Origin of the sequence: Nostoc sp. (assembly GCF_036917775.1) — a bacterium.
Lineage (GTDB): Bacteria > Cyanobacteriota > Cyanobacteriia > Cyanobacteriales > Nostocaceae > Nostoc.
The window spans coordinates 14,927-39,535 of sequence record NZ_JBALEQ010000113.1 but is presented as its reverse complement, the minus strand read 5'-3'; the positions used below and the strand labels follow the sequence as shown (position 1 = coordinate 39,535).

Genomic DNA, 24,609 nt, shown 5'->3' with positions numbered 1-24,609 from the left:
TTATGTAAATCTTTAAGATAGAGTAGATGGTTGATTAATCAAGCTATTTACTTTGGCAGGAATGCGAAGTAGCAGAGGTTATCACTGAATATTCGCCAAATTCCCAAATAGAGAAATTTCTAAAGAATATTTATAGTGACACTAGATTAAAACACTTTGGCATTCTCAACAGCAACATTACTCGTGTTAATAAGTAGGATATATATTTGAGCCTTGAATAAAATCATTATACTCAGATGCTATTTGTGTAATAACATAACTATATTTTTCTGGAAAAGCAACTATATCTGTATAATAAAAAGTATTATTCTTAGTATGAATATTGTTAAATAGATACTCATTAATTTGCTCTAAGCATTGAGATGAACATCCATAAAACAACGGATTACCAAAATTATCTATAACGATATATTTTGTATAATTTATACTTTCTAGTTTTTTAAGCAAATCTTTTGCAAGGTCTATGTCTTTTAAGGATGAAATCTCATTTTCCCAATAAAGTATTGGACTATGTTCTTTGATTATACTCAGAGAGGATAGTAGAATTTCAAAGTCAAATCCATCAGTATCAGTTTTTATAAGTATGCACTTACCTAAATTTGACTTTTTAATAATTGATTCTAAGGAATCTGATTTCAAAACTTTAGTTTGACTTTCTACTGCTCTTGCTGTACCTCTATTTTTTACCAGTTCTACATTTTGGAAATTGTTTCCCGATACAAAAGAATTTACAAAAACAATTCTTTGGTTATATTCTGAAAGGTTATGTTCCATAATACCAAAGAATTCTTCATCTGCTTCTATACATATAATTGGATTTAAGCAATATTGCAGCAACAGGGCTGTTGTATCACCAACATTTGCTCCAATGTCAACTATAAAATCTTGATTGTTTGGTAAATATTTAGCTAGAACGCCTATAAATTTATCATATAGTCTAAACCTATTCTGATAATGTGGCAAAACATGATCGTAAGGAAGAGTTATAGGAATTTCTTTAATATTGTAAGTAATAATTTTTTTTGATAATTGGTATTTAATTTGTTTTTCTTGCTTCAAAAAAATATTTAGTTGATTGCTTAAATTCTCTATTTGGCAAGAAGATACCTTAGCTACTGAAACTTGTGCTAAAGCTTGTTGATCCTCATGTTCTAAAACAATTCTGGCATTGATACGAGCTAGTAAAGCTTCCCACTGAATATCAGCCAAGTTTTCCACTAGAGAAATTTCTAATCCTTCGGTAACGTCTAAAGCTTCCTCTACCAAAAGATTCATAATTACACTAGATAAAAACAGTTCAGCATTCTCTCCAGAAATGTTACCAGTATTGATAAGTAGGGTAGTTTCTTGACTATGAGGATGAGTGGCGATCGCCTTAATAACTTGTTGTAAGTCTAAACCAAGAGACTCTTCTGGTTGTGACCAATCAGGGAAAATGATTAGATTAATTATCTTTAAGTTTAAAGAAACAAGTGTAGCATTAATTAATACAGAACTGACATTTTGCGCCATTTTTATCCAAGAAAACTGTTCTGCCTGTACTAAACCTGCGGTAATTAATGAATTACGAATACCTGGTTTTTGGACTTCAAAAAGTGCATTTGTCATTTCATGTACATCATCATCATTTACATATATTGCAGCTTCATCTGCAACTTCTGGAATTGAAGCATTAGGACAAGTAATCACAGGACAACCACAAGCCATTGCTTCTACTATAGGCATTCCAAAACCTTCATATTTAGAAGGATAAACTAGTGCTACTGCACCAGAGTAAGCTATTGCTAACTCTTCATCACTAAGATGCAGCAGATGAACGATGCTACCTGATGTATAGGCTCTGAATTCTGGTGATAATAGACCATCGGTTCCTGTAACGACAATATCAAAACCATAGCTACTTGGAAGCTGTGAAAAAGCTTTGAAAAATAAAATACTATTCTTATAAACATTACCAATACGGACTAACAGAAAGTATGGTTTTGTAATACCGTATTTTATTTTAAATTGATGAATATTTTCCTGAGTAGCTACTGAAAAAGTTGTATGATCAACCCCATTCTCAGCAATTGTTACAGACTCTAAAGATATTTCTGGAAAGTAGGTTACTAAATCACGTGCTGTATTTTTGGAAACCGCAATAAAGGCAGACGCATGTCTAATTGCATAATGTTTTTCTTGCCAGATGATATGATTTAAGTTTGAACCTATTCGTTCTGCTATCATGTCATGAGCCATGAATACAGAAGGTGTAGTAATCGGCGTTGTATGGTAGGAGGAAATAAATAAGTCTGCGCCTTCTTCATCGCACACTTGCTGTAGCATTGAGCGATCAGAGTCAATATTATCGTAATCATGATATGAGATTGTGCGATATCTAATACCAGGAATTATGGGTGCAGTGCCACCACGGTCAAGGAAAAGAATATGCTTTGCAAAACCATTTGTTACCCATTCTTCTAACAATGATTTCCAGACACGAGTAATGCCAGTTTGATAAAGTTGAAAGAAAACACCATCAACTATAATTATTGGTGTTGGTTTTTTGATTTGTGCAATTTGCTGCTGCATTTCATCTTTTTGTAAGAATCGCCAATTATTCGTGTTAAGTTCTTTCTGTGCAATTGGTACTACACCTAATGATTCAGCAGTATCAACCCTCGTTTCATCTCTTACCCATGATAAGTATTCACGTAAAAGAACTGGAAACTTAGTTGTTTTTTGCAAAGTCTGCCACTCATAAGTAGCATTACTATAACCGTAGTATTGCTCTTTAAATTGCAATTGTTTTACTGTTACATAGGCAAAATGCTGGAAAACTAAACCAAGTTCCTCAGTTTCTTGATGTAAAAAAGGATTGATTGCTGCTACATTTTGATATTGACCATCTAATGAAGTTTCTACTAATACAGGAGGTTCATGTGCTGCCCAAAATGCTCCTGGTTTAAATCTCCAAGTTCTTAGCCACTCTAGTTGAGGATTTTGTGTATAACAGTTACGAGTACTGATAAGTAATTTTTCACCAACAAAACACCAGCACCAATAGAAAGCAGCTGTTTTCTCAGGATTGCTAATGAACATTTCTCTAGTAGTACAAATCTGCTCTAATGTCCACAATTCATCTACATCAACTTGCCATAGCAAACATTCCTCTTGAATGTTGACAAGTGGTGCATTGACCATTTCTCGTTTTCCGTCCCAGAAAACACCCTCTGGTTTTCGGTATATTGTGACTTGGGTCGGGTAAAGTTGCGCTACTTCATCTAGATATTCTGTAGTCCCATCGTAACTACGACCATTTTTATGGATTTCATCACTGATATTTCCACCTAGTTTTACACTCCAACTTGTGTCGTGTTTTAAGTCTGCTACACCTTCAACAATATGCCAATGCCATTTAAAAGGAAGATGTTTAAATACTTCAATGTGATACTTAATAAACGGTTGCCCATTTAGGACTATTGTAAAAAAATGAATTCGTAATTCTGGCGTTGAGTTATTAACAGCTTTCAAGACTTCTAACTCTTGACGAATAACCAGCTTAGGCAGTTCAATTTTACAAATATTATCACTATTAAAAACGGATTCAAATAAGTATTGAGCAGCTTGATTTTCTGGTATTGTTCTGACTTCTTGTAGAATTTCTTTTAATGTACTCTTTCTAAGTATTCCAAATGACAACACACTAAGCGGAATGTTGAGTAGTGGAAGTATTTCTAATGCTTGTGGATATATAATGTTTCCCTGGCGGAATACAAGTTTTTGTTGCTGATTGAATACCCCAGAAATAAATACGCCATCCTCTATTCTGTTTTCTACAGTTGATAGCCAACCTCCGGTAAAAACTCCATTTATATCTTGAGAATCTGTAGATGTTAGGATATCAATGGCTGAAGAGATAAATGACTCATCATACTGAGTATAGTTGTTAGCGATAAGTATATAATCTGCTACTATATTTTCTGTTAAAGATAAAATAGAGTCTATGATAGTTTGATAATTGCTTAATTCGCAATCATTAACTTCATATATCACTATGTTTTTATATCGAGATTGATGCAAATAATCAGGGGGAATTTGACTTTCAATTGTTGATGAAGTATTGTATTTTAGATATACAATAGCTACTAAACAAATATCTGTAACTAAATTATTATGACAATTTAAACTCTGTTCTCTTATGAGAATTTTATGATTTTCTATTTCTTGCAATTCTTGCTTGTAAAAATCTTCTTCTTGTTCTGGCAATCGATTATCCAAATCGTTATTAGGTAAATTATCGAGGGAAGAACCTAGCATAATTCTGTTACAAACTTTATCTAAGGTTGGATCATTACCTGGCTGCAAATCATCTAAACTTTCAAATCTCAAGTCGTGGGAATAAAAATTCTTTATACCAATTGAGCGAAATTTATGAGAAAATTTAAAGAAGTAAGCATTCGTAAAGCGATAAAGTCTCTTTAAATCTTCTGATGTTAGTTTAGATGAATCAGTCAATAGGTTATCAACGAGTTGATTTAGATGTTCAATATTAGTGTCTTGAATAGTGTATCGTGAGGCTTTTTCATAGGATGAAGTTGCTAATGTTGCTGTTGGTACACCTCTAGCGATCGCTTCAATTGCCACTGTGCTAAAAAAGGCGATCGCCGCATCTGTATGCCAAAGCAATGCATAAGAAGTTAACTGTTCAGAAGGCATTACAACGCGGACATTTTCTGGTATAGAAAATACCTGTTGATAAGCTTTTGATAAAGAATCGCTTTCTATTGGTGTATCTTTATTACCTCCTATATAAGGATGATGACGAATTACTAAGTATTCATTTCTATTTTTAAATATCTCTATTAAATTTTTAATAATATCAAATTGCGTGGTAATTTTTACCTTCCCTTCTAGCGCCGCTAGTTCATCTTCGCTTGACGTAAATACAGCGAATATTTTTGCGTCTAACGGTATCCTAAGTTGACGATGGATATTTACAGGACTTGTTTGAAAGTTATAAAAAGCAGGCCAGTTTATATCTATACCATATTCACGCTTTATAAAATAATTTTTAGTCTGTACTAATTCTTCATTAGTCAGTGTTATTTCTTCCCATGCTTTTACACAATCTAAGGGTGGTTGATAACTCCATGTAGGATGGTTATCAAAGAAAGCAAAGCTATCATCAATCGAACCTCTTTCATGAGTAATTACGTCAATTTTCATCTGACGTGCTACCTCAAATGCTATGCGATAGGGAGCAAATCGACCATTAAACAAAAATACATTAGTCGGTTGATATTTATTAAATAATCTAATTAACGCATTGTAAGTTACTAAACCATCTATTAAATATTTTCTATGGATACTCTGGACATAATTGCTAGATAGCCCTGCATCAGCTATTCTAAAGTGAGTATGAATAGTTGAAGTTACCCATTTACCAATTGGTACACTATCATATTTAGCATTTTTATAGTTTTGAGGAAGGACTGTTTTCACCCATTCATTAGCAATAATATAATCGTCATTTTCAATGAAATTACGTAGTTGCATATATGGAAGGACAAATAAATCTTCAAAGAAGTTTTTGCCGACCTTAGCACAGTTTTTACATAATTCTTTGTTATTATTAAACCTTGTAATAGCGCAGTCATTGTAAACTCCGTCACAGCCTATAACCAAAACTTCACAGCCGCGAAGTTGTAAGCCAGTAGCTACAACAGCATCAAGTTGGTTATGGATTAACCAAAAGCCATATGGAGAAAAGAATAAAACTTTATTTTTTTTAGACATCATCTTGCTTTAGTTGCTAATAAAAAAAATGTTTGCGTAAGATTTTTAAATAAAACTGCTAATTGCAATCAAAATTATAAGCTCACTTTGATATTTTTTTATTAAGGCTAGTAAGATCGGGAATAATTTATAATACCCAATACTTGCAAAAATATTTCATTCAAATTATAAAACTAAATTATCGCCTTGCACAATTGAGCTACTCGTACATCTGCATTATACTGCTGCTTAAAAAATGTCTTATCTATTTCCCTATGGGTAGAATTCAAAAATTCATGTACCTTTTCTGGCGATTTTAAAGGGACAGTAACTCCCCATTTATTGGTCATCAGTGTATCATTCACACCCATAAGCAAACTGCCTGCTGGTATCCCCATTAAAACTGCTTCAATTAGAATGATGGAAGTAATTCCCAAAACAATATCCTGTTGTTGCAGGGTGTCCAGTATGTCGGTACTTTCGTCAATTGCAAACGGTAAGCCTGATTTTGCCAGCAAATCAAGGGAATCACGACACTTCCCTTGGCGTGGATGAAACCGGATCAGCAATTTTTTGAAAGGTTTATAGTCAGTTAATACCTTAATTAAGATGTGAATAATATCAATTTCGTTAGCATTAGGTTGAGAAGCAAATAAAATATTTTGTACTACTTCTAGAGTATTTTTCCTAGATTTTTTTCTAGCAACCAACCAAGCAAAATAAGGCTGTCCTACAATGAAAATTCGATTTTTTGGTAATCCATCGTTAAGCATTCCTGTCGCACACACTTCATCTATGGCTGTGATAATATTTGGAAAAATTGCTTCTGCATCAGGATTGTTGAATGGTTGAAAACGCTGACGATAATTTGCCCAATAGTCTATAACAGCAACACTAGGAATACCCTCTTGTCTTGCCCAAAAAATAGCATCGCGTTCAAACTCATCATATTGAGATGTTCCTGTTAGCAGAATATCTCCTTTGAATCTCACAAAAAGAGTTTGGTGTTCCTCAGAAATTGGCGTACAAGCAACTGCAAGACGTTGAAATTGACGGATGGCTGGGCCTTTAGCATACGCTTCTACCTCTGTACCTGATGCCCGCAAGGCTGCAACCGTTGCAGCCACAGCATTAGCACCGCCTGGATCGTGAGCGATCGCAATAATCTTCATTTATCTTTCCCTTGGCTTAACTCTTCGGCATGATCCAGGACTTTAGCCACAGAAGCTATGAAACGATCAACTAGATCAATACCGCCAGGTATTTGGATGAGAGTTGTAGATAAAAGCGTCTCGTTATATGTCTTTTCGGCTATGGGACAGACACCTGTAGGATGACTGACAATTGTCTTGCCTTCTTGTTGCAGCTTTTGGAAAAGAGGTAGTCTGTATAAAGGACGCACGTAACGCCCCGTCACAGGACATCCTTCTGCTTGAAGTGCCTCCACAAATCTGTCCCGCGACAATCCAGCTTGTTGTGGATCGATCCAGATGGGATATGTATAGTAAACATGGCGATCACTAGAGCCAACTTTAGTCGTCCGCAATGCTTTAAACTCAGACAGTCCTTGGTCTAAAGCTTCCGCAATTTTCAGCCGTGGCTGCGTCAATTCTTCTAAGCGTTGGAGTTGAACCTGAGCGATCGCTGCCTGAAGTTCAGTTAACCGGTAATTGTAACCAACAATATCATCATCCTGATACCAGTTTTCCGCTTCAATTGCATTCTCTCCATGATTACGTACCAGTGCCACCCGCCGCGCCAAGCGATCATCATTAGTGACTACAATCCCCCCTTCACCACACTGAATCGTTTTGTGACAATTGAGGCTGAAAACTCCCAAATGCCCAATTGTCCCCAACCAACGCCCCTGATGCTGGCCTACTGGTGCTTGGGCATTGTCCTCAATTAGAATCAAACCGTGTCTATCTGCTAATTCACGTAAGCGCACCAGTTGGGCTGGGCCCCCAAACAAATTGACTGCGATAATTGCTTTTGTGCGTGTGCTAATAGCACCTTCAACAGCTTCTGGATCAATGCAGCAACTAGCCTCCTCATGATCGACAAAAACAGGAGTACCATTTGCCATAACCACTGCTGTTGCCGTTGCTGACATCGTTTGCGGTGGCACAATTACCTCATCACCAAAACTAACACCAGCTGCAATCACAGCAGCATGTAAACCACTAGTAGCAGAGTTAACACTTAAAGCGTGACGAACATTAAAGTAGTTAGCCCATTGTTCTTCTAAGGCGCGAACTTGTTTGCCACCCATAAAGTACAATCCAGCAGCACCGATATAGTCAGATAAAATACCGCTTTTCAATACTTGAATCGCGGCTTCAGTCTCCTGAAAACCAGTACTGATATACCTTGGTAATGGCTCTGGAAAAACCTTGGAACCTCCAAGCAAAGCCGGTTTTTCTCTAGTAATAACCATCAAATTACCTACTTAATTAGAAATTTGTTGTTTCTTGCCATTTCAACAACTTGTAAAGCAAGCACACCATCAGCGCCAGAACAGGTTGGTTGTCCGCCAATTCGTGCTAATTGCACAGCTTCGGTGACAGCCCCCAAAATGTGGCCTTTTAAGCCAGCTTCACAGATCATCTTTGCTTGGCCTAACTCTTGAAAGCCTGACCATTGGCTAGGTTTAACTGTCTGCCAAGTGACTTGCTGCCCCCCGGCGCTATACCGCAGCATACCGCCGGTTCCCCAGAGTTCGCCTTCGCCGATTGAATACCCAGTTCCACGTACTGCAATCAAATATGCAGTTAATCCGTTGTCCCAGGATAGTGCAATGGACTCAGCAGTGTCATCTTGAAGAACAGGTGATTTTTCCAGACGATATGCACAAGCAACTGATCCGAATAAAGCCAATAACATATCGATCCAATGGGTTCCATTGTGCAATAAACCACCGTTATAGCGTAAGCAAGCACCAATTGGGGTTCCCAAGCCATCATCTTGGTTCGTTAGATTTTTCAAGGCTTGCAGCATTGGTGTCCAACGACGCGAATAGTTAGTTATCAAAATACAGCCCTGTGCAGAGCAAGCAGCTAGCATCATTTCTGCTTCTGCTAGATTAACTCCAAGGGGTTTTTCGCACAGAATGACGCGCGGTTGCCAAGCCAGCGCAGCAATAACTCCCTCAGCGTGTAGGTGAGTAGGACTACATATTGATACTACGTCGAGGTGAAGTTTATGTGGTACATCTTTCAGACTGGAGTATACCTGCGCTTCAGAAAAACGTTGCTGAAAATTTCTACAAGCCTCTGGATCTGGATCTACTCCTAATGCAACTGTTACATTAGGGATTTGGACATACCCTTCGGAATGGCTGAGTGGATCGCCTTGTGGGGAAATGCCAAAGCGATGCCCAATTTTTCCCAGACCAATAATACCGACACACACTTTCATGAGTTTAATTTCTCTTAGGAGTCAATCCATCCCTGTTGTAGGGCATAGTTGAGAATGTCTACTGTCGTAAATTCGGGATTTTGGGGATAAAGTGCTTCAAAAATGGCTTTGATGCGATCGTAGTCTTCTTGATAGTCAAGGGTAATACGGAAAAAAGGATTACTTAAGCCTGGAGGAGCAACGATATCCAAGCGACGATATCGCTCTGGATGTCGTCGGATGTACCAACCAACGTGTTCACGAAAGGGTTTGCTGGAGGCAAAATCAACTGTCTCGGCTAGTGTTTTCCAAGACAACACCATCAGATCCAGCCCATGAGGATATGAACGCACTTCACAATTAGCAACATAATCCACATGGGGGTAAGCCGCGAAAAAGGCACAGATGTGTTGGTCAATTACATAAGGGTCAATTAGGGGACAATCTCCGGTTAAAAGGACACTAACTTCTGCTTGATAGTGTCGCCCAGTTTCCACAACTCGTTCTAAGACATTTTCTTCTGAACCACGAAAGTAAGGAATATTGTGTTTGCTGCATAAAGATGCGATTGCTTCATCTTTTTCATTTGTGGTTGTAGCAACTACTACTTCATCTATATAACGAGCGCGACGGATACGCTCAATCATCAGCAACAGCATTGGTTTACCCACTGCTTCCTTGAGGACTTTACCAGGAAGACGTGAAGACCCCATCCGAGCTTCTATTGTGGCAATGACACGATTCACAGTTTTAGTTACTTCTCCAGTTAAATTTTTATATTTATTTATAGAGATTCAAATTGGCCTTAAAATCTGTTACAAAATAAGGCTTTATCTCTGGATTAAAACTGAGTTTGTAATCTCCTCGATTGGGAGAATTAACTCCTACAAAGTCAACTTCTTGCAACTTGCGTTTAAAGCATTCTTCAATTAAATCAAGTAGTAGAAATGTTGAGCCACCAGTTTCTCTGTATTCAGAATTATTCCCAGCAAACATATAATAACCACGCTTACGATCAAAGAGGAATAAAATCGCAGAAACAGGAATTATATCCAGATAGCATACTTTCAGTATTCCAAATCCTTTGTCTAAAGATTTTTGAGTTATTGCTTTAAGTAAGTAAGATTCTTTTTCTATATTTTCTATTCCTTGTCTAGCCCAAACTTCTCGGTGTAGTTTGTCTAAAATATCAATAGTGTCAGACATCTGAATAGATAATTTATTCTTGATAGCTTTCCGGATTTCTTGCCGTCTGACAGCGCGGATGCAACTGAGATAAAAGTCAAAACTATCAAATTTGGTTAATTTTAATATACCTGTGTATCTGAGTTGAATTTCAAACTTTCCCTTCTCAGGTGTATGGTAGTTATACCATTGAAATGGTCGTATGTCTTGTAATTGCCATGAATGGGCTAGGGAAATTTTCTCAAGTTTCTCTATGAGTTTTTCTATAAACCAAGTTAAAATCAAAAATTCTTCAGAATTACGTTTGTGATCTGTTTTAGTAAAATTGTCGGCTAGTAACAGTCCTTGATAGGGTGTGAAAGGGAAAGGAGCAGGTAATATATTGCCATCTTCAGAAAATAAGATAACAGTACCTGCAACTATTTTCTGTCTGAAATAGACTGTAATAATTTGAAAAGGCACTCCTAACGCATTGATAAAGTCAGTTTTTGCAAAAATAGTTCCTTGAGGAGAATCTTCAACAAAATCATCCCAAATATTTGCTATTTCCTGCCAATTAATTTTAAAATCTTTAGTATTCATTTACTTGTAAACATAAGTACAAACATCACAATGATAGTAGTGATGAATCATTGTGACTTTTCTAGATAGCTGCTGAATACAGAAATTTAAAACTGCCTCTGGTTCATAATAAGCTATCGTTTCTTGTTGGAAATTTACATAAGAGGAAATAAAATTAAATGCTAAACCTTTTTCACATAAAGAGAATGCTTTTTTGATTAAAGTTTCGAGAAAAAGATTACCATTTGGAGTATAGTTATTGAAAACAGCAGAGACTAAAACATAATCATAGGTTTCTTTTAGAATTTCTTGAGTTATATCTAAGCACTCGAATCTCATATAGGGAAATTTTTTACGTGCAATTTCAACGGCTTCAGGTACAATATCTATGCCTGTATATTGGCAAATAATATTCTGTTCTTGCAAATATTCTGCAAAATAACCGATACTACATCCTATATCTAAAATTCGACATCCATTGAGGTTTCCAATTTTTATAAGTTCTAAATATCTGACAAGAGATTCATCTATAGAACCCCACTGTCCAGAACCAGGTGAGTCACCTTTTGTTCTTACAAGATTCTGATAGTGTTCTCGTAATATCTTCACACTTGTGCTAACTTGACTCATTGACAATTCATCCTTCACTTTTTGATGTTAAACATATAGATAACAAGCAAAATTATCATTATTATGTGTATTAGTAAACTTTTTATTCCTCACTTACTAATACTAATTTCCAAGTAAAAGGCGTACCTTTTTTGATATTTTGATTAACTACTTTCCCAATAAAAATGTCGAAAAACTTGGGCGGTAATCCTAAACCTGGGCGTACTGCTCTTAGGTTTTCTGGGGTGAGAATCTCTCCGGCTTTCATATCTTTGGCAACGTAGAGCGATCGCCGATACAACAATGACTCTTTTTCAGCCTCAGTTGCTCCATATTTTATATTGCCCAAAGCTTGCCAAGCTCTTTGCGACTCTATTACCAATTGGTGCATCTCTGCTGGTTCCATTGAAAAAGCTGAATCGACTCCACCATCAGCCCGACACAGAGTAAAGTGCTTCTCAATTAATGTAGCTCCTAAAGCAACACTAGCAACAGCAACTCCAATACCCATTGTGTGATCGGATAACCCTACCTGTACATTAAACAACTCGCGCATTTGAGGAATAGTTAGCAGGTTAGTATTTTCTGGTGTGGCAGGATAGCTACTGGTACATTTCAGTAATATTAAGTCTTGACAGCCAGCTTCTCGCGCTGTCCTAACAGTTTCATCTAACTCAGAAATTGTCGCCATACCAGTCGAAATAATCATTGGTTTACCTGTGCTGGCAACTTTGCTAATTAGAGGTAAATCGGTATTTTCAAAAGAGGCTATTTTGTAGCAAGGTACATTTAAAGATTCGAGAAAATCTACAGAGGTGGCATCAAAAGGAGTGCTAAACCCAATTATTCCTAGTTCCTCGCAACGATCAAAAATAGGTTTATGCCATTCCCAAGGTGTGTAAGCTTGCTGATATAGCTGATACAGTGATTTACCATACCATAGACTATTAGGAGAATCAATGTAAAAATCACACTTATTTATGTCTAAAGTCATCGTGTCAGCAGTATAGGTCTGGAGTTTCAGTGCATCTACTCCAGCTTTAGCAACTGCTTCAACGATATCTAAAGCTCTTTCTAATGAAAGGTTATGATTGCCAGACATTTCGGCAATAACAAAGGGCTTTTGACTACTACCAATTTTCGTATCCTGAATTACTATTTCTTGCATATAATTAGCTTTTTCCAAAACATACTATTTCTATTTTTGGTTTGTTAATTATCCATTCATCTTGCAATAAAGCCATGCTTATCACATCTTCATACTTGCCATTTTTAAATATATGCTGCTTAAAGCATCCTTCTTCAGTAAAACCAAACTTCTTATGCAATTTTATAGTTGATATATTGAAAGCAAATACTTCACAACACAATTTTCTGATTTGTAATACTTCAAAAGTATATTCTAAAAAAAGAAACTCCATAACTGCTCCACTACCACGAGGTACATTAGTATCTCCTAAATAAAAAGCCCAATAACATTTTTTATTCCGCATATCTATTTGAATTACATTTACTACTCCTACTGGACGGCATTGAAATTCAAATATTTTATAAATAACACTCTCGTTATTGCTATGGTTTTCAAACCATTTCCTATGTTCATCCATATTAATAATCTGATCGTTGTACATATTGGCACGAATACGGTCAGAATTACGCCATTCTAATAACTGCTCTAAATCTGACTTTTCCAGAGTTCTGAGTCGGTATTCTTCACGTTTTGGCATTCCCATTGATTATATTTCCTCGCAAAATTGACTTACCATCTTCATTAAGATCAATCCTAGTATTCTCAAGGGATAAATGTCCATCGATATTACTATTTACATAGTCTAGAAGTACTGAAGAAGAACTTTTATATCTTTCAATTATGTACCGCAGAGATATTCGAGATTGAGAAAGCTTAGTTGGTTGAGTGCCATGTAACAAACAAGAATGCCAAAACCAAGCAGAGCCAACTGAACCTGTTAAGATATGGCGCTGTAAAAGTTTAGATTTTCCCCGACGATCTGAATATAACCAACCGTTTGAATTATCTCCATGAGGTATTAAACTATGGGGAAATGTTGTTGCTCCAAATATGTGACTTCCAGGGATGATAAACAGAGGTGAGTCTACTTCAGAAACATCATCTAAATATATATAAAGAGTGATAAAGTCTGACGGACGATTCTTATAATCAATAATATCTTGATGAAAATCAATCCCATGAAAGTAAGTAATATCTCGATAGTCCGGCTTAATAAATGCCCCTAAGTTAGGAACTGGGAGCTTATCAATTTCTGATATAACCCAGTCAGGAATCCATTTCTTTGGCACTCCACAGATAACTTTTTTGATAACTACCGAATATTCTTCACCTAACAACTCTGATAGTAGAGATTGGAGAACAGTATTTTGCTCTATGAAACTTAAATCAAGCCCTTCTAAAATATTTCGTCCAGGGCAAGGATTTACGCCAGTATACTGTGGATGAGCATAAAAATCTTCCTTCTCTAGAAACAAGTCACGCTCAAAATCCCGCGTCGTTTTGATGAATTCTAACAATTCCTTACACTTTTGTTGATTCACAACTTCACCCAAAGAACAGTAACCTTGTTCAAGAAAAGTATCGAGCTTGTCATACTTAATTTTCATACATTATCATTGATAAAAATTGATGTTAATAAACTATTAATCATGTATTTAATTCTCCTGTAAACACCTTAAAATCCTAGCTGTTCCTTTACCATCTACTAATTTCTGACCATGCCTAACCATTTCTAATCTTGTCTGGGTTGATGTCATCAATTCTGAAACTGCCGCTGCTATTTCACTAGTTGAAATATCCTCATGCCATCCCAAATTACTGCCACTCACCCCACTCAGTTTTTTGGCACTAGATTGTTGATTGTCAGCCAAAATTAATATCGCACTAGGCAAACCCATAAAAGCTAGTTCCCAACAAGTGCTACCACCAGCCGTCACTGCCACATCAGCCCAAGACATCAGTTCAGGCATATTTGTCACATTCTTTTTCAGGTGAATAGGAAAACGCGATTTCTGACTAGCCGATCGCAGCTGCTCATAATGTGGATTACTTCCTCCAACTACAACAACTGCTTCTAGCTCTTCTATTTCTACTTGTTGCAATCCTTCAATCACCTTAAGAGTTACATTATCTGGATCTGCACCGCCTAATGTAACTAGTAACTTCTTAGCTATTGGAGGGAGCGATCGCTGCCATTCCTGCCAATGCCAAAATTCCCGCCGCAAGATGCTATAGCTTGTACCAAGTAACAGTTTGGTATATGGCTGTCTATTCTTGTACAATTTCTCACAAGCATGAATATTTTGATTTAAAACAATGTCCGCGTGGTACTGTTTGGCGTGTCCATAATCATCAATTAATAAAAATTTTAGCTCTGATTCCTTGATGATTTCTTGATACTTAGCACCGAAATGATAACCATCTAGCACAACCCAATTTGCATTAAACTGGCGTGCGAGTTTCGCTGTTTCTTTGGCATCTTCAGCACTTCCAACTTGAATTGGCAGGTAGATAACTTCCATTCCTTCCGCCTTTAATCGAGTTTTCAAATCTGCTGCTTCCGTTGCCATAAGAAAAATTACCTGACCACCTACATCTTGCCAAGCCTGCGCTAAAGCTAGACAACGCATTACATGACCTGTACCTATTTGTGTTGATGCATCTACTCGGATAAATAGCTTCATTTTTGATAAATTAATTGTTATTTATGCAGCATATTTATTTTGTTCTACGTGTGCATTAATTAATGACCAATCAGGATATTTTCTGAGCAAATCTAAACAATCCTCAAGAGTAAATTTTGGAATTTGAGGATAAAGCGCTTCAATAATTCTTTTGATAAGTTCAAAATCATCTGCTGTGTCCACTGTCCAGCGATGTGAACTTTGATTTTCTGAATAAACTACCTGAGCTAATCGATAACGTTTAGGGTGTATATAAATAAACGGAGTAACATGCTCCCGGTCAGGTTGTGCTATTGCTTCTACAAATGCCTGATGTAATACTAGAAATGAAAAAACCTCAGTATCCATTCCCCGTGGGTAAGTTCTCTCTAAACAGTTAGAAGCATAATCATATTCATATCTATAATCCAGAAAAAATTGAATTACCTTGTCAATGACTTGTGGATCAATAAGTGGACAATCAGAGGTAACGCGAACTACTACATCTGCTTGATGTTCTTTGGCTGCTCCATAGTATCTGGCTAATACATCTTCTTCAGAGCCTCTAAAATATGGTACTGAAAGACGATTGCAAAGTTCAATGATTGGCAAATCTGTACTATTGATGGTAGTAGCAATTACAATTGCATCAGCCAACTTTACTCGTTTTAATCTCTCAATCTGATATTCTAATAAAGGCTTATCCAATACCTTTTTGAGTACTTTTCCAGGAAGGCGAGTTGAAGTCATTCTTGCCTGAACAATAATTACAGTTTTCATGTCAGGCTCTCTCTTAGCGAAATTACTACTTTATCCTGACTCTCTTCATTTAGCCCATAATATAAGGGGATAGTAATAGCTTCCTCATAGTATTGCTCCACCTGTGGAAAGTCTCCTAATTGAAAACCTAATTTTTGGTAGTAAGGTTGTGTATGAACTGGAATGTAGTGCAAATTAACACCAACTCCTGTGCTGCGAAGTTCTTCAAATATCTGTCGATGAGTTTTATTAATCTTATCCAGCTTGAGCCGAATTACATATAAATGCCAACTAGATTCAGAGTCAGGGTGTTGCCAAGGTAACATCAGGGATAAATCTTGTAGTAGCTGATTATATCTTTGAGCTATCAACCGCCGACGTTCTACAAATTTATCTAGTCGTTGTAGTTGACTACTACCCAATGCTGCTTGGATATCTGTCATCCGATAGTTGAAGCCTAATTCCAATTGCTGATAATACCAAGAACCGTGACATTCTCCTTGCATTAAATCTGGATTGCGAGTTATGCCATGACTTCTTAATCTAATTAATCTCTGATACAATTCCTCTTGATTTGTTAGCATCATACCGCCTTCACCAGTTGTAATAATTTTTACTGGATGAAAGCTAAAAACTGCCATATCAGAAAATTGGCAGGAACCAATAGGTTGTCCTTGATAGCTCCCACCAATCGCATGAGAAGCATCTTCGATAATTTTGAAACCATAACGCTGTGATAAAGCAGCAATTTGTTCCATTTCACAAGATTGCCCTGCAAAATGCACGGGTATTAATATTTTGGGCAAACAACCTTGCTTTTCTGCCTCAGCTAACTTACTTTCTAATTCATCTACGCTCAAATTGTAGGTATTTGGGTTAATATCAACAAAGTCAACCTTTGCACCACAATAAAGTCCACAATTAGCTGAGGCAACAAAGGTATTTGGTGATGTCCACAGAATATCTCCTTGCCCCAAACTAGCAGCAAGACAAGCAATATGTAATGCAGCTGTCGCATTAGAAACCGCTACGGCATATTTCGCTCCACAGTAGTTGGCAACAGCTTGCTCAAATCTCTCTATAGCTGGGCCTTGAGTAATCCAGTCCGAGCGCAAAACTTCAATTACAGCATCAATATCTTCTTGATTAATATCTTGCCTTCCATAAGGAATGTAGTCACTCATTGCTTTAGCATATCGAGTAATTGAAAACCTTTTAGCCATTCTGTATTTATCTCAGAGCTATACTCAAACCCTTCTGTAACTGGGACTCCTTTTTCACTTAAAGCGTTACAGGCGTAATCCACAGAATGAGCATATTCAATAGTTGGTCTAATTACATAATGATCTGAAAACTCCAATACTAAATGTGAAGCTTCAGAAGAAAACATGGCTTCATGTAATTTTTCCCCTGGTCTAATCCCAACAATTTTAATTGGAACTCCCGGTGCAAGTGTTTCAGCTAAATCGGTAATTTTCATTGAAGGAATCTTAGGTACAAATATTTCTCCTCCTTGCATTCTTTCAAAGCTATTAAAAACTAAATCTACAGCTTGTTGGAGTGTAATCCAAAAGCGAGTCATACGTGGATCTGTAATAGGAATCTCTGGGGCTTTTTCTTGAATCAGTTTTTGAAAGAAAGGTACTACCGAGCCTCTTGAACCAACAACATTACCGTAGCGAACTACGGCAAACCGGGTTCTCATTGTCCCAACAATATTATTAGCTGCAACAAAAAGTTTGTCAGCAGCTAGCTTGGTTGCACCATAGAGATTAATTGGATTAACTGCTTTATCTGTTGAGAGGGCAATCACCTTTTCTACTTCTTGATCGAGGGCGATATCAATGACATTATTTGCCCCATGAATATTAGTTTTAATACATTCCATTGGGTTATACTCAGCAGCAGGAATATGCTTGAGCGCCGCAGCATGAATAACATAATCGACACCCCGCATTGCCAGACGTAGCCGATCGCGATCGCGCACATCTCCAATGAAATAGCGCATCACTGGTGCATTAAACTCCTGCGCCATTTCATACTGCTTCAGTTCATCCCGTGAATAAACTATGACTTTCTGAGGTTGATATCGGCTAAGAACCGTTTTTACAAATTGCTTGCCAAAGGAGCCTGTACCACCAGTAATTAAAATAGATTTGCCGTTAAACATCTTGTATTTATTTTTAATCTCAAAATTAATGATTTTCCAAAAATATTTAAGTGAAATTATTACTTAGATTTGGGCTGCTTATTTGGGGTGCGATCGCTATTTCCCTCTTGCTTCTTAATCTGCTCTAATACAACTTTGTAATCTTGCCGATCGGGGTGCAACTTGACCAGTTTCTCCAAAAGTGTCATCGCACCCTTGGTATCTTTTAAGTGCAACCGCACTATAGACAGTTTCTCTAAAGCAAGTTGGTTTTCTGGTTCCCGTTGTAAAATCAACTCGTAGCCCTGCGCCTGTTGCTGTAATCCTGACTCAACAGAAGGAGACGCAGTTACTGGCTTAGGTTGACTAGCTTGTTGAATTGCCGGAATTACTGCAAACACCGTAGAACCAACAAACGACACTAACGAAACTATTGTGACAATCTTTTGTCGCCGCTCAATCTGCTTTTTGCGGGAAATTAGGTATTCATCCCCCGAACCAGTCATACTTCACATACTTGCTGTGGTAAATACTGAGGTATTAGCAAGCCTCCCATTTGGAGGATACCCATCTGCTCAACAGAAACTAACATCTTGGCTAAAAATTTTTTACACAAACTTTAAAAGCTGACTCTGAAGACGAGGGAATTTTATGGTAAGCCCATGCTGTACAAACAATTTTGCTATGCGTAGTTTACCGCCGTAGGCATCGCTCCCATACTTCAAGCAAAAACCTCTCTTAAGCCTAAACAGAGCCAAACCTCCAGGACTTAATCTTTAGGCGGAAAATTAAAATTATATAAATATTTGCGATGATTCTGCCTAATGCCAGATGTTTGCGATATTCTAAATAACATTTAAATAAACAGAAACAGAGGACATTTCTACTAAACTGCAAATTTTCCTTGTCAGGCAAAAACTTTCAAACTAGCTCGTGTCATTGTGGTCTGTTCCAAAAGCAAACATATTTTTCACGATCCAAAGAAATAAAATTTTCCCAGTCGTCCTCAGTCTCACTACTTAGCGCAACTTCCAGAGGGACTAATTGTTTTGCTGGGTGTTTACAACAGATATCTTACAAAAGGTACTGTTGCACTCTAGTGCTTTAAGGGTAGAAGTTAAGGGGGAAAATAACATGGGGAAAGGTTAAAGAGAAAACAGAAGCATCCTTTATCTTTTAACCCTAGGACTGACGCAAATAATAGTCAAAACCCTGATTCTCTGGTAAGGGCAATTTATGAATTGCCCCTACTATATGTAGTTTTGCGTAAGTAATAAACCCTTACCCTAAACTTTTGTCTGGTTTCTGCAAAAAGTTTTAGGACTACTTGGTAGAATTGGAGTTTTGTGGTGGTAATTACCGTACAAAACCGAATTTACCAGTAATCTAGTAGAGTTTGTTATGGTATAGTTAAAAAGTTAAGACTAGCTTTACCAAAATTACACCACTCTACGACCCAGCAACAATTGCAGAATGGGAAGCAGTTTTAATTAAGTATTTACCCACAAAATCTGAATTCAATCGAGGTTATGACTCAGCAAGTGATTCACCCGATGGTGAAATTGCAGCGCAACGTGCAATCACTCATAGAATCGAATATTATCAAGCCAAGTGATAGCATCTGGAAAATTGCTTTGCTTTATGGTAATGAATGGCAGCACTGGAAACAGGAACTCCTAGACTTTGGCTTTAGTATGCAAGACCCAGTTAGTGAACTGCTAGCTGTAGAAACTTGGGATGAAGAATAGGGAATAGGGGGTAGTAATTTTTAATATTCACCACTCCCATTACCCCTTATCCTCAGAGGATACCCAACCTTCCCGATTCCCCATTTCTACGCCCTAAACTTTACAAGCAGCTAAGGCCGCAGCTAATTCCTTTGCAGTTTGGTAGCGATCGCGTGGCAACGGTTCTGTAACGCGATCAATTACATCTCTTAATTGGGAACTGATGGTGGGAACTTTTGCCACATCAAACCTGAAGTTGCGCCCCTTTTGGCGGTAATACTTAAACGGGTTTTCGCCTGTGAGCAGAAAAATCAGCGTTGGGCCAATTGCATACAAATCAGATTGAGTCAAAGGTTGTCCTCGTTCTTGTTCAGGAGCGCAATAACCTTCTGCACCAATCCGGGTACCGGGTGCTGTGCCAATTTCCTTAACTGCGCCAAAATCCAGTACTACTATGCGATTTTGTGAACTTCGCACCATTAAGTTGGCGGGTTTAATATCGCGGTGAATTAGTGGAGGTTCTTGGCTATGAAGATATTCTAAGATATCGCAGGTTTGGATCATCCAAGCGATCGCTTGGCTTGGCGTAACTGGCCCAGTTGTATAGACGCGTTTCTCTAAATCTTGTCCGTGGATTAGTTCCATTGCCAAGTATTTTTTTCCGCCTTCGACAAAGAAGTCATAATACTTGGGAATTCCCGGATGGTTAAGGGATTTGAGAGTATGCGCCTCCCGCTCAAATAATTCTTGAGCTTTGGCAATTTTTGCCATATCAGCATTCATTTGCTTCAACACCAGCAGTTGTGGGATACTCTCAATCTGACCAGCCCCATCCCAAGCGAGATAAGTAGTCCCCATACCTCCTTGTCCGAGAGTTCGCAACACTTGATAATGGCGAATTTTCTGTTGCACTGAGAGAGGTTGACCGCAGTGGATGCAAAACAGATTATTTGGGGAGTTCCCTTCATGCGTACAAGTGTATTGTCCTTGGGCTGAATAGACGGTTGCAACGGCGTTTTCTTCTGTTCCTTGTATTTGTTGTAGCGATCGCAAACCAGTTTCCAGTACTGTTACCTCCTGAATTTGGAATTGCAGTATTGGGCCTCCTTGTGCTAGTTGCAAAAGGGAATTATCTGGTAACGGACTTTGAATCACAAGGACACCGTTGAGGAAAGTCCCATTTGTACCCTGACTAATCAGCCGCCAACCACTACCATTGTCGCCAGAATCAACGTGTCTCAGTTCTAAATGATGCCGCGAAACTAAACTATCAGTTAAAACAACGTGATTATCTGTTGCTCGACCAATCCGAATTATGGAAGAGTTCTCAAAGCACCACTGCTGGAGGGGCGTTTTCTGTTGCGGTTCTAAGAGAGTCAGACTAACCACAATACAACCTACAAGGTAAAAGGATTAGGGAGTGGGCATTGAGAATGGGGCATTGGGCATTAGGAGTGCTGAGTACTGAGTGCTGAGTTAAGAGTTTTGTTTGTCTTCCTTGTCTCTCTCATCTTCCCTGCTCCATGCGCCATTCCCAATACCAATTGATTTTTAACTTTCCAAATTTGGGCGTACTTTTGCCCGAATTAGTATACCAGTAATGTTGTCGTGACCATTGTATTGGTTTCCTAAATCAATTAATTTTGTAACACCTTGTTCTAAGTTAGCGCCCGAACTAAGTAAGGGTTCTAAATGAGTCTGCCAATGGGTTTCTAGTAAATCATTATCTGATAGACCGTCCGATGCCAAAAGCAGAAGAGTATCTTCATTAATCTCAAAAAAGCCTACATCAGGATTAATCGAATTTTCATCACGAGGCCCCAAAGCTTGGGTTAGTTGGTAGGCATCCGGGCGGGCGTAAGCTATGCTTGCTTCCACTCCTCTGGTAATTTCTCGTTGCCCAACTTCATGATCTACTGTGACTTGTTCTAGTCCCCGCTTACGCGTCAAGCGATAGAGACGGCTATCTCCCACATGTGCAACTGCTGCTTGAGTATCTTGAATTAAGAGCATTACCAGAGTTGTACCCATACGCCCTACTCCAGAACGGGCATCTTGTTGATTGAGCTTATAAATCGCCTCATTAGCTAAATACACTGCCTCACGAATGCTATCTTCTGTTGGCAGTTGATTGGCGATCCAGTGTTCTTGAAAGTATTGCCGTAGGGTGTTGACTGCTAACTCACTGGCTATTTCACCGCCAGCGTGTCCACCCATCCCATCGCAGAGAATATACAAACCATGCCCTTCCAGAATTCGACTTTTAGGGAACTCCAACTTTTGGATTTTGGTTTCAATACCAAAGTAGTCTTCATTGTGATGACGTTGACGACCTACATCTGTGCGTCCTGCGTCTTCCAAGCTACTTAACTGCATCGCCAGCACAACAGTTGGCATATCATCTTTGCTAATGATATCGATATCTTCTAGTTCGTCTGATTGCGGCATAGTGGGTACAGTAGTATTGTTCTCCTTTATTGGGGGCATTGCACTTCCTAGCGTTTCCAGTTCAATAGAGATTTCCTCCAAACGCGATCGCAATTGGGCAATGGTGTGAATCTTACCTACATCTAAATCTCCCAACATCTGGACTACAGAGCCAAATTGAGTGCGTTGAGACTGCCTAAATAGTGCTTGCCAAACTCGCCCTAAAGCTTGAATGGTTAACGGCTCCTCTGGAATAGCAGATGTTTGGGCTTCGGCATCTTCTGGAGACTCGCTGACAGACAGAGAACTTGATGATTCCACATACAATCTTTGTAGCGCCAGCGTTTGGTCTTCATCCAATCGCAAATTTGATAAATCTAAAAGGCTTTGACGACAATTTACTGGTTCCAACAATGCCCAAAGTTGGGTCATTTGATAACACCAGTGCAAAATTTTTAACGAACTTGTTGTCTCTTCTTGCCATAAGTCAACTAAAGGCTGCCAATTTGAGCGGTCTTCAATTATTACTACCTGCATATCCCCCTGCTGCCATCCATCGTGAATCAGTGGTATCTCGCGCCCACTTTGTGAGAGTAAGGCAATATAAGGTTTCGCAAGGTGAGGAATTTCACTTGCATCTACTGATGGCGTTGGTAAATCTGATTGCTGACTTGCTAGTATTGCCTCAATTAGTGATATTTGATACGGCTGGCAGTCTAGAACTCTCACACCTGTAACAGTAATGGTGGCAGTTTCCGTTTGGGTAGGTAGCGGATCTAACACTTGATAGCGCTCTTGGGAGTCTAAATAAGAGCCTAATGCAATCTGAGAACTAAGGGATTGAGGAGATGATGAGGATATTGCTTCTTCATCTTCCTCTAATCCCACATCTTCCTCATCTGTCTCTACTCCCAAAGCTTCCCCAATCGTTTCTTTAGCAATAATTGCCCAAAACACTGTTCCACATTCCGTGCCACAGTTATGACAAAGTAGTGCATTTACAGGTACATCTTCGGCGCTGCATTTAGGACAAACTTTGTGGGTCAGGGATGTGCCACAGCTTTGACAGAATTTATTGCTTTTGGGGTTTTCAAATTTACACTGAGGGCAAATCAGCATAGTGGAAGTTCCTTTATTCGCGCTCCAAGGTGCTTCTAGCCACTAAGATCAAAGGTGCCACAATTGGCTGTCCCTGACTAAAGTAGACCTACAAGAGATTGTAGTTTATCAATGAATTTTGGTGGCAGTATTAATTGTGACGCATATTAGATAAATATTTAATATATTGGCAACTAATTGCTGATGAATGGGATAGGAGGCAGGGGGCAGGGGAGATGGGGGAGACAAGGGGACAAGGGGACAAGGAGATAAATAAAACTCCTAACTCAGCACTCCTAATGCCCAATGTCAAGAGTTTGGCAATTCCGGGGGTTCTGCGTTAAACCATTTTTGATAAATTCGCTTGTAAATACCATTGGATAATAAAGTCTCTATACCTTTGTTTATTGCATCTAGATGGGGGGAGTCTTTAGGTGTAGCAATCCCGTAGTATTCTTCAGTCAGGAGATCGGCAACAACTCTGATGCCTTTGAGGTTGCCATTTTTAATCGCATACAAAGTTGCAAAAGCATCGCTAACCACAGCATCAACGTTGCCGTTGAGTAAGTCTTGGAAAAATTCTGGCCCAGAATTAAAAGTACTAATTTTGGCATTGGGGATGGTTTTGGCAAAATCTGCCCCAGTCGAGCCAATTTGTACAGCGATTTTTTTACCTTTGAGACTGTTGAAGTCTCTAATATTTTGGTTATCTTCGCGGACAGCGATCGCTAGTCCGGCTTTAAAATAAGGTCGTGAAAAAGCAATTGTTTTCAAGCGTTCGGCGGTAATGGTGATTCCGCTAATTGCCGCATCAACTCTTTTAGCTTGCAAAGTCGAGATCATGCCATCAAAAGGTAGCCTTTCAAACTGGACTGCAAAACCTGCTACTTTAGCGATCGCATTCATCAAATCAATATCAAAACCTTCCAAGTCTCCGCTAGCCTTTTGAATTTCAAAAGGGACAAAGGTAGGATCTGTCGCTACCCTAAGAGGTATAGCATCTGAGTTATTAGTAGGATATAAATTTTTACAGGCAATAATCAGTAGCAGACAGCCTAAGCTTAAAATTAGCTGCTGCCACTTGAGGTTAAATAATTTCACTGTAGTAATTCCGTTCTATCAGTCCAAATTCAGGATAGTTATCATGATGTTATAAGAAAGAATACATCCGTCAGCAGCTACAATCCACCATGAATGCTGGGCGACTAACGACAGTTTCAGATCCCCACTCTCGTTAAAAGTTGAGAT

19 protein-coding genes are annotated in these 24,609 nt (G+C 38.4%); 1 reads left to right on the top strand and 18 read right to left on the bottom strand.

The window, feature by feature from the left end:
• Positions 1 to 186: 186 nt before the first annotated feature.
• The 15 genes from V7K69_RS22805 to V7K69_RS22735 form a co-directional block, all read right to left on the bottom strand.
• Positions 187 to 5,781 carry an FkbM family methyltransferase gene (locus V7K69_RS22805; RefSeq protein WP_335038522.1) on the bottom strand — a complete coding sequence of 1,865 codons (5,595 nt, stop codon included), beginning with the start codon at positions 5,779 to 5,781 and terminating at the stop codon, positions 187 to 189.
• A gap of 170 nt (positions 5,782 to 5,951) precedes the next feature.
• Positions 5,952 to 6,929 (bottom strand): hypothetical protein, encoded by a 978-nt coding sequence (locus V7K69_RS22800; RefSeq protein ID WP_335038520.1) that lies wholly within the window; start codon positions 6,927 to 6,929, stop codon positions 5,952 to 5,954.
• Complete coding sequence (locus V7K69_RS22795) at positions 6,926 to 8,194, bottom strand: DegT/DnrJ/EryC1/StrS aminotransferase family protein (protein ID WP_335038518.1); 1,269 nt, start codon at positions 8,192 to 8,194, stop codon at positions 6,926 to 6,928. Before V7K69_RS22795 ends, V7K69_RS22800 begins: the two co-directional genes overlap by 4 nt.
• A gap of 8 nt (positions 8,195 to 8,202) precedes the next feature.
• Positions 8,203 to 9,174 carry a Gfo/Idh/MocA family protein gene (locus V7K69_RS22790; protein ID WP_335038516.1) on the bottom strand — a complete coding sequence of 324 codons (972 nt, stop codon included), beginning with the start codon at positions 9,172 to 9,174 and terminating at the stop codon, positions 8,203 to 8,205.
• 14 nt (positions 9,175 to 9,188) lie between these two features.
• Positions 9,189 to 9,899, bottom strand: a complete 711-nt coding sequence (locus V7K69_RS22785) for a glycosyltransferase family protein (RefSeq protein ID WP_335038514.1) — start codon at positions 9,897 to 9,899, stop codon at positions 9,189 to 9,191.
• Between the two features lie 34 nt (positions 9,900 to 9,933).
• Positions 9,934 to 10,920, bottom strand: a complete 987-nt coding sequence (locus V7K69_RS22780; protein WP_335038512.1) for a GNAT family N-acetyltransferase — start codon at positions 10,918 to 10,920, stop codon at positions 9,934 to 9,936.
• Positions 10,921 to 11,529 carry a class I SAM-dependent methyltransferase gene (locus V7K69_RS22775; protein ID WP_335038509.1) on the bottom strand — a complete coding sequence of 203 codons (609 nt, stop codon included), beginning with the start codon at positions 11,527 to 11,529 and terminating at the stop codon, positions 10,921 to 10,923. It abuts the gene before it with no gap.
• An 82-nt stretch (positions 11,530 to 11,611) separates the two neighbouring features.
• On the bottom strand, positions 11,612 to 12,676 hold the full coding sequence (gene pseI / locus V7K69_RS22770) for a pseudaminic acid synthase (protein WP_335038507.1): 1,065 nt from the start codon (positions 12,674 to 12,676) through the stop codon (positions 11,612 to 11,614).
• A gap of 4 nt (positions 12,677 to 12,680) precedes the next feature.
• Positions 12,681 to 13,241 carry a UDP-4-amino-4,6-dideoxy-N-acetyl-beta-L-altrosamine N-acetyltransferase gene (gene pseH, locus V7K69_RS22765; RefSeq protein ID WP_335038505.1) on the bottom strand — a complete coding sequence of 187 codons (561 nt, stop codon included), beginning with the start codon at positions 13,239 to 13,241 and terminating at the stop codon, positions 12,681 to 12,683.
• On the bottom strand, positions 13,222 to 14,145 hold the full coding sequence (locus V7K69_RS22760; protein WP_335038503.1) for a phytanoyl-CoA dioxygenase family protein: 924 nt from the start codon (positions 14,143 to 14,145) through the stop codon (positions 13,222 to 13,224). The genes pseH and V7K69_RS22760 overlap by 20 nt, the downstream gene beginning before the upstream one ends.
• A 48-nt stretch (positions 14,146 to 14,193) precedes the next feature.
• Positions 14,194 to 15,222, bottom strand: coding sequence for a UDP-2,4-diacetamido-2,4,6-trideoxy-beta-L-altropyranose hydrolase (gene pseG, locus V7K69_RS22755; RefSeq protein ID WP_335038501.1), 1,029 nt, complete (start codon positions 15,220 to 15,222; stop codon positions 14,194 to 14,196).
• Positions 15,223 to 15,243: 21 nt separating this feature from the next.
• Entirely contained in the window at positions 15,244 to 15,981 is a 738-nt protein-coding gene (locus V7K69_RS22750; protein ID WP_335038499.1) for a glycosyltransferase family protein, read from the bottom strand.
• The gene (pseC, locus tag V7K69_RS22745) at positions 15,978 to 17,183 is read right to left on the bottom strand and encodes a UDP-4-amino-4,6-dideoxy-N-acetyl-beta-L-altrosamine transaminase (RefSeq protein ID WP_335038497.1); all 1,206 of its coding nucleotides are present in this window, start codon (positions 17,181 to 17,183) and stop codon (positions 15,978 to 15,980) included. The genes V7K69_RS22750 and pseC overlap by 4 nt, the downstream gene beginning before the upstream one ends.
• Complete coding sequence (gene pseB / locus V7K69_RS22740; protein WP_335038495.1) at positions 17,141 to 18,130, bottom strand: UDP-N-acetylglucosamine 4,6-dehydratase (inverting); 990 nt, start codon at positions 18,128 to 18,130, stop codon at positions 17,141 to 17,143. The genes pseC and pseB overlap by 43 nt, the downstream gene beginning before the upstream one ends.
• A gap of 59 nt (positions 18,131 to 18,189) precedes the next feature.
• Complete coding sequence (locus V7K69_RS22735; RefSeq protein ID WP_335038493.1) at positions 18,190 to 18,615, bottom strand: tetratricopeptide repeat protein; 426 nt, start codon at positions 18,613 to 18,615, stop codon at positions 18,190 to 18,192.
• A gap of 1,023 nt (positions 18,616 to 19,638) precedes the next feature.
• Between V7K69_RS22735 and V7K69_RS22730 the strand changes: the two genes are divergently transcribed.
• Complete coding sequence (locus tag V7K69_RS22730; RefSeq protein WP_012407469.1) at positions 19,639 to 19,857, top strand: DUF4327 family protein; 219 nt, start codon at positions 19,639 to 19,641, stop codon at positions 19,855 to 19,857.
• A gap of 93 nt (positions 19,858 to 19,950) precedes the next feature.
• On the opposite strand, the gene V7K69_RS22725 is transcribed toward V7K69_RS22730, so the two are convergent.
• The 3 genes from V7K69_RS22725 to V7K69_RS22715 form a co-directional block, all read right to left on the bottom strand.
• Positions 19,951 to 21,225 carry a protein kinase domain-containing protein gene (locus V7K69_RS22725; protein WP_335038491.1) on the bottom strand — a complete coding sequence of 425 codons (1,275 nt, stop codon included), beginning with the start codon at positions 21,223 to 21,225 and terminating at the stop codon, positions 19,951 to 19,953.
• Between the two features lie 162 nt (positions 21,226 to 21,387).
• The gene (locus V7K69_RS22720) at positions 21,388 to 23,382 is read right to left on the bottom strand and encodes a serine/threonine phosphatase (protein ID WP_335038488.1); all 1,995 of its coding nucleotides are present in this window, start codon (positions 23,380 to 23,382) and stop codon (positions 21,388 to 21,390) included.
• 288 nt (positions 23,383 to 23,670) lie between these two features.
• Positions 23,671 to 24,462, bottom strand: coding sequence for a basic amino acid ABC transporter substrate-binding protein (locus V7K69_RS22715; RefSeq protein ID WP_335038486.1), 792 nt, complete (start codon positions 24,460 to 24,462; stop codon positions 23,671 to 23,673).
• Positions 24,463 to 24,609: the final 147 nt, after the last annotated feature.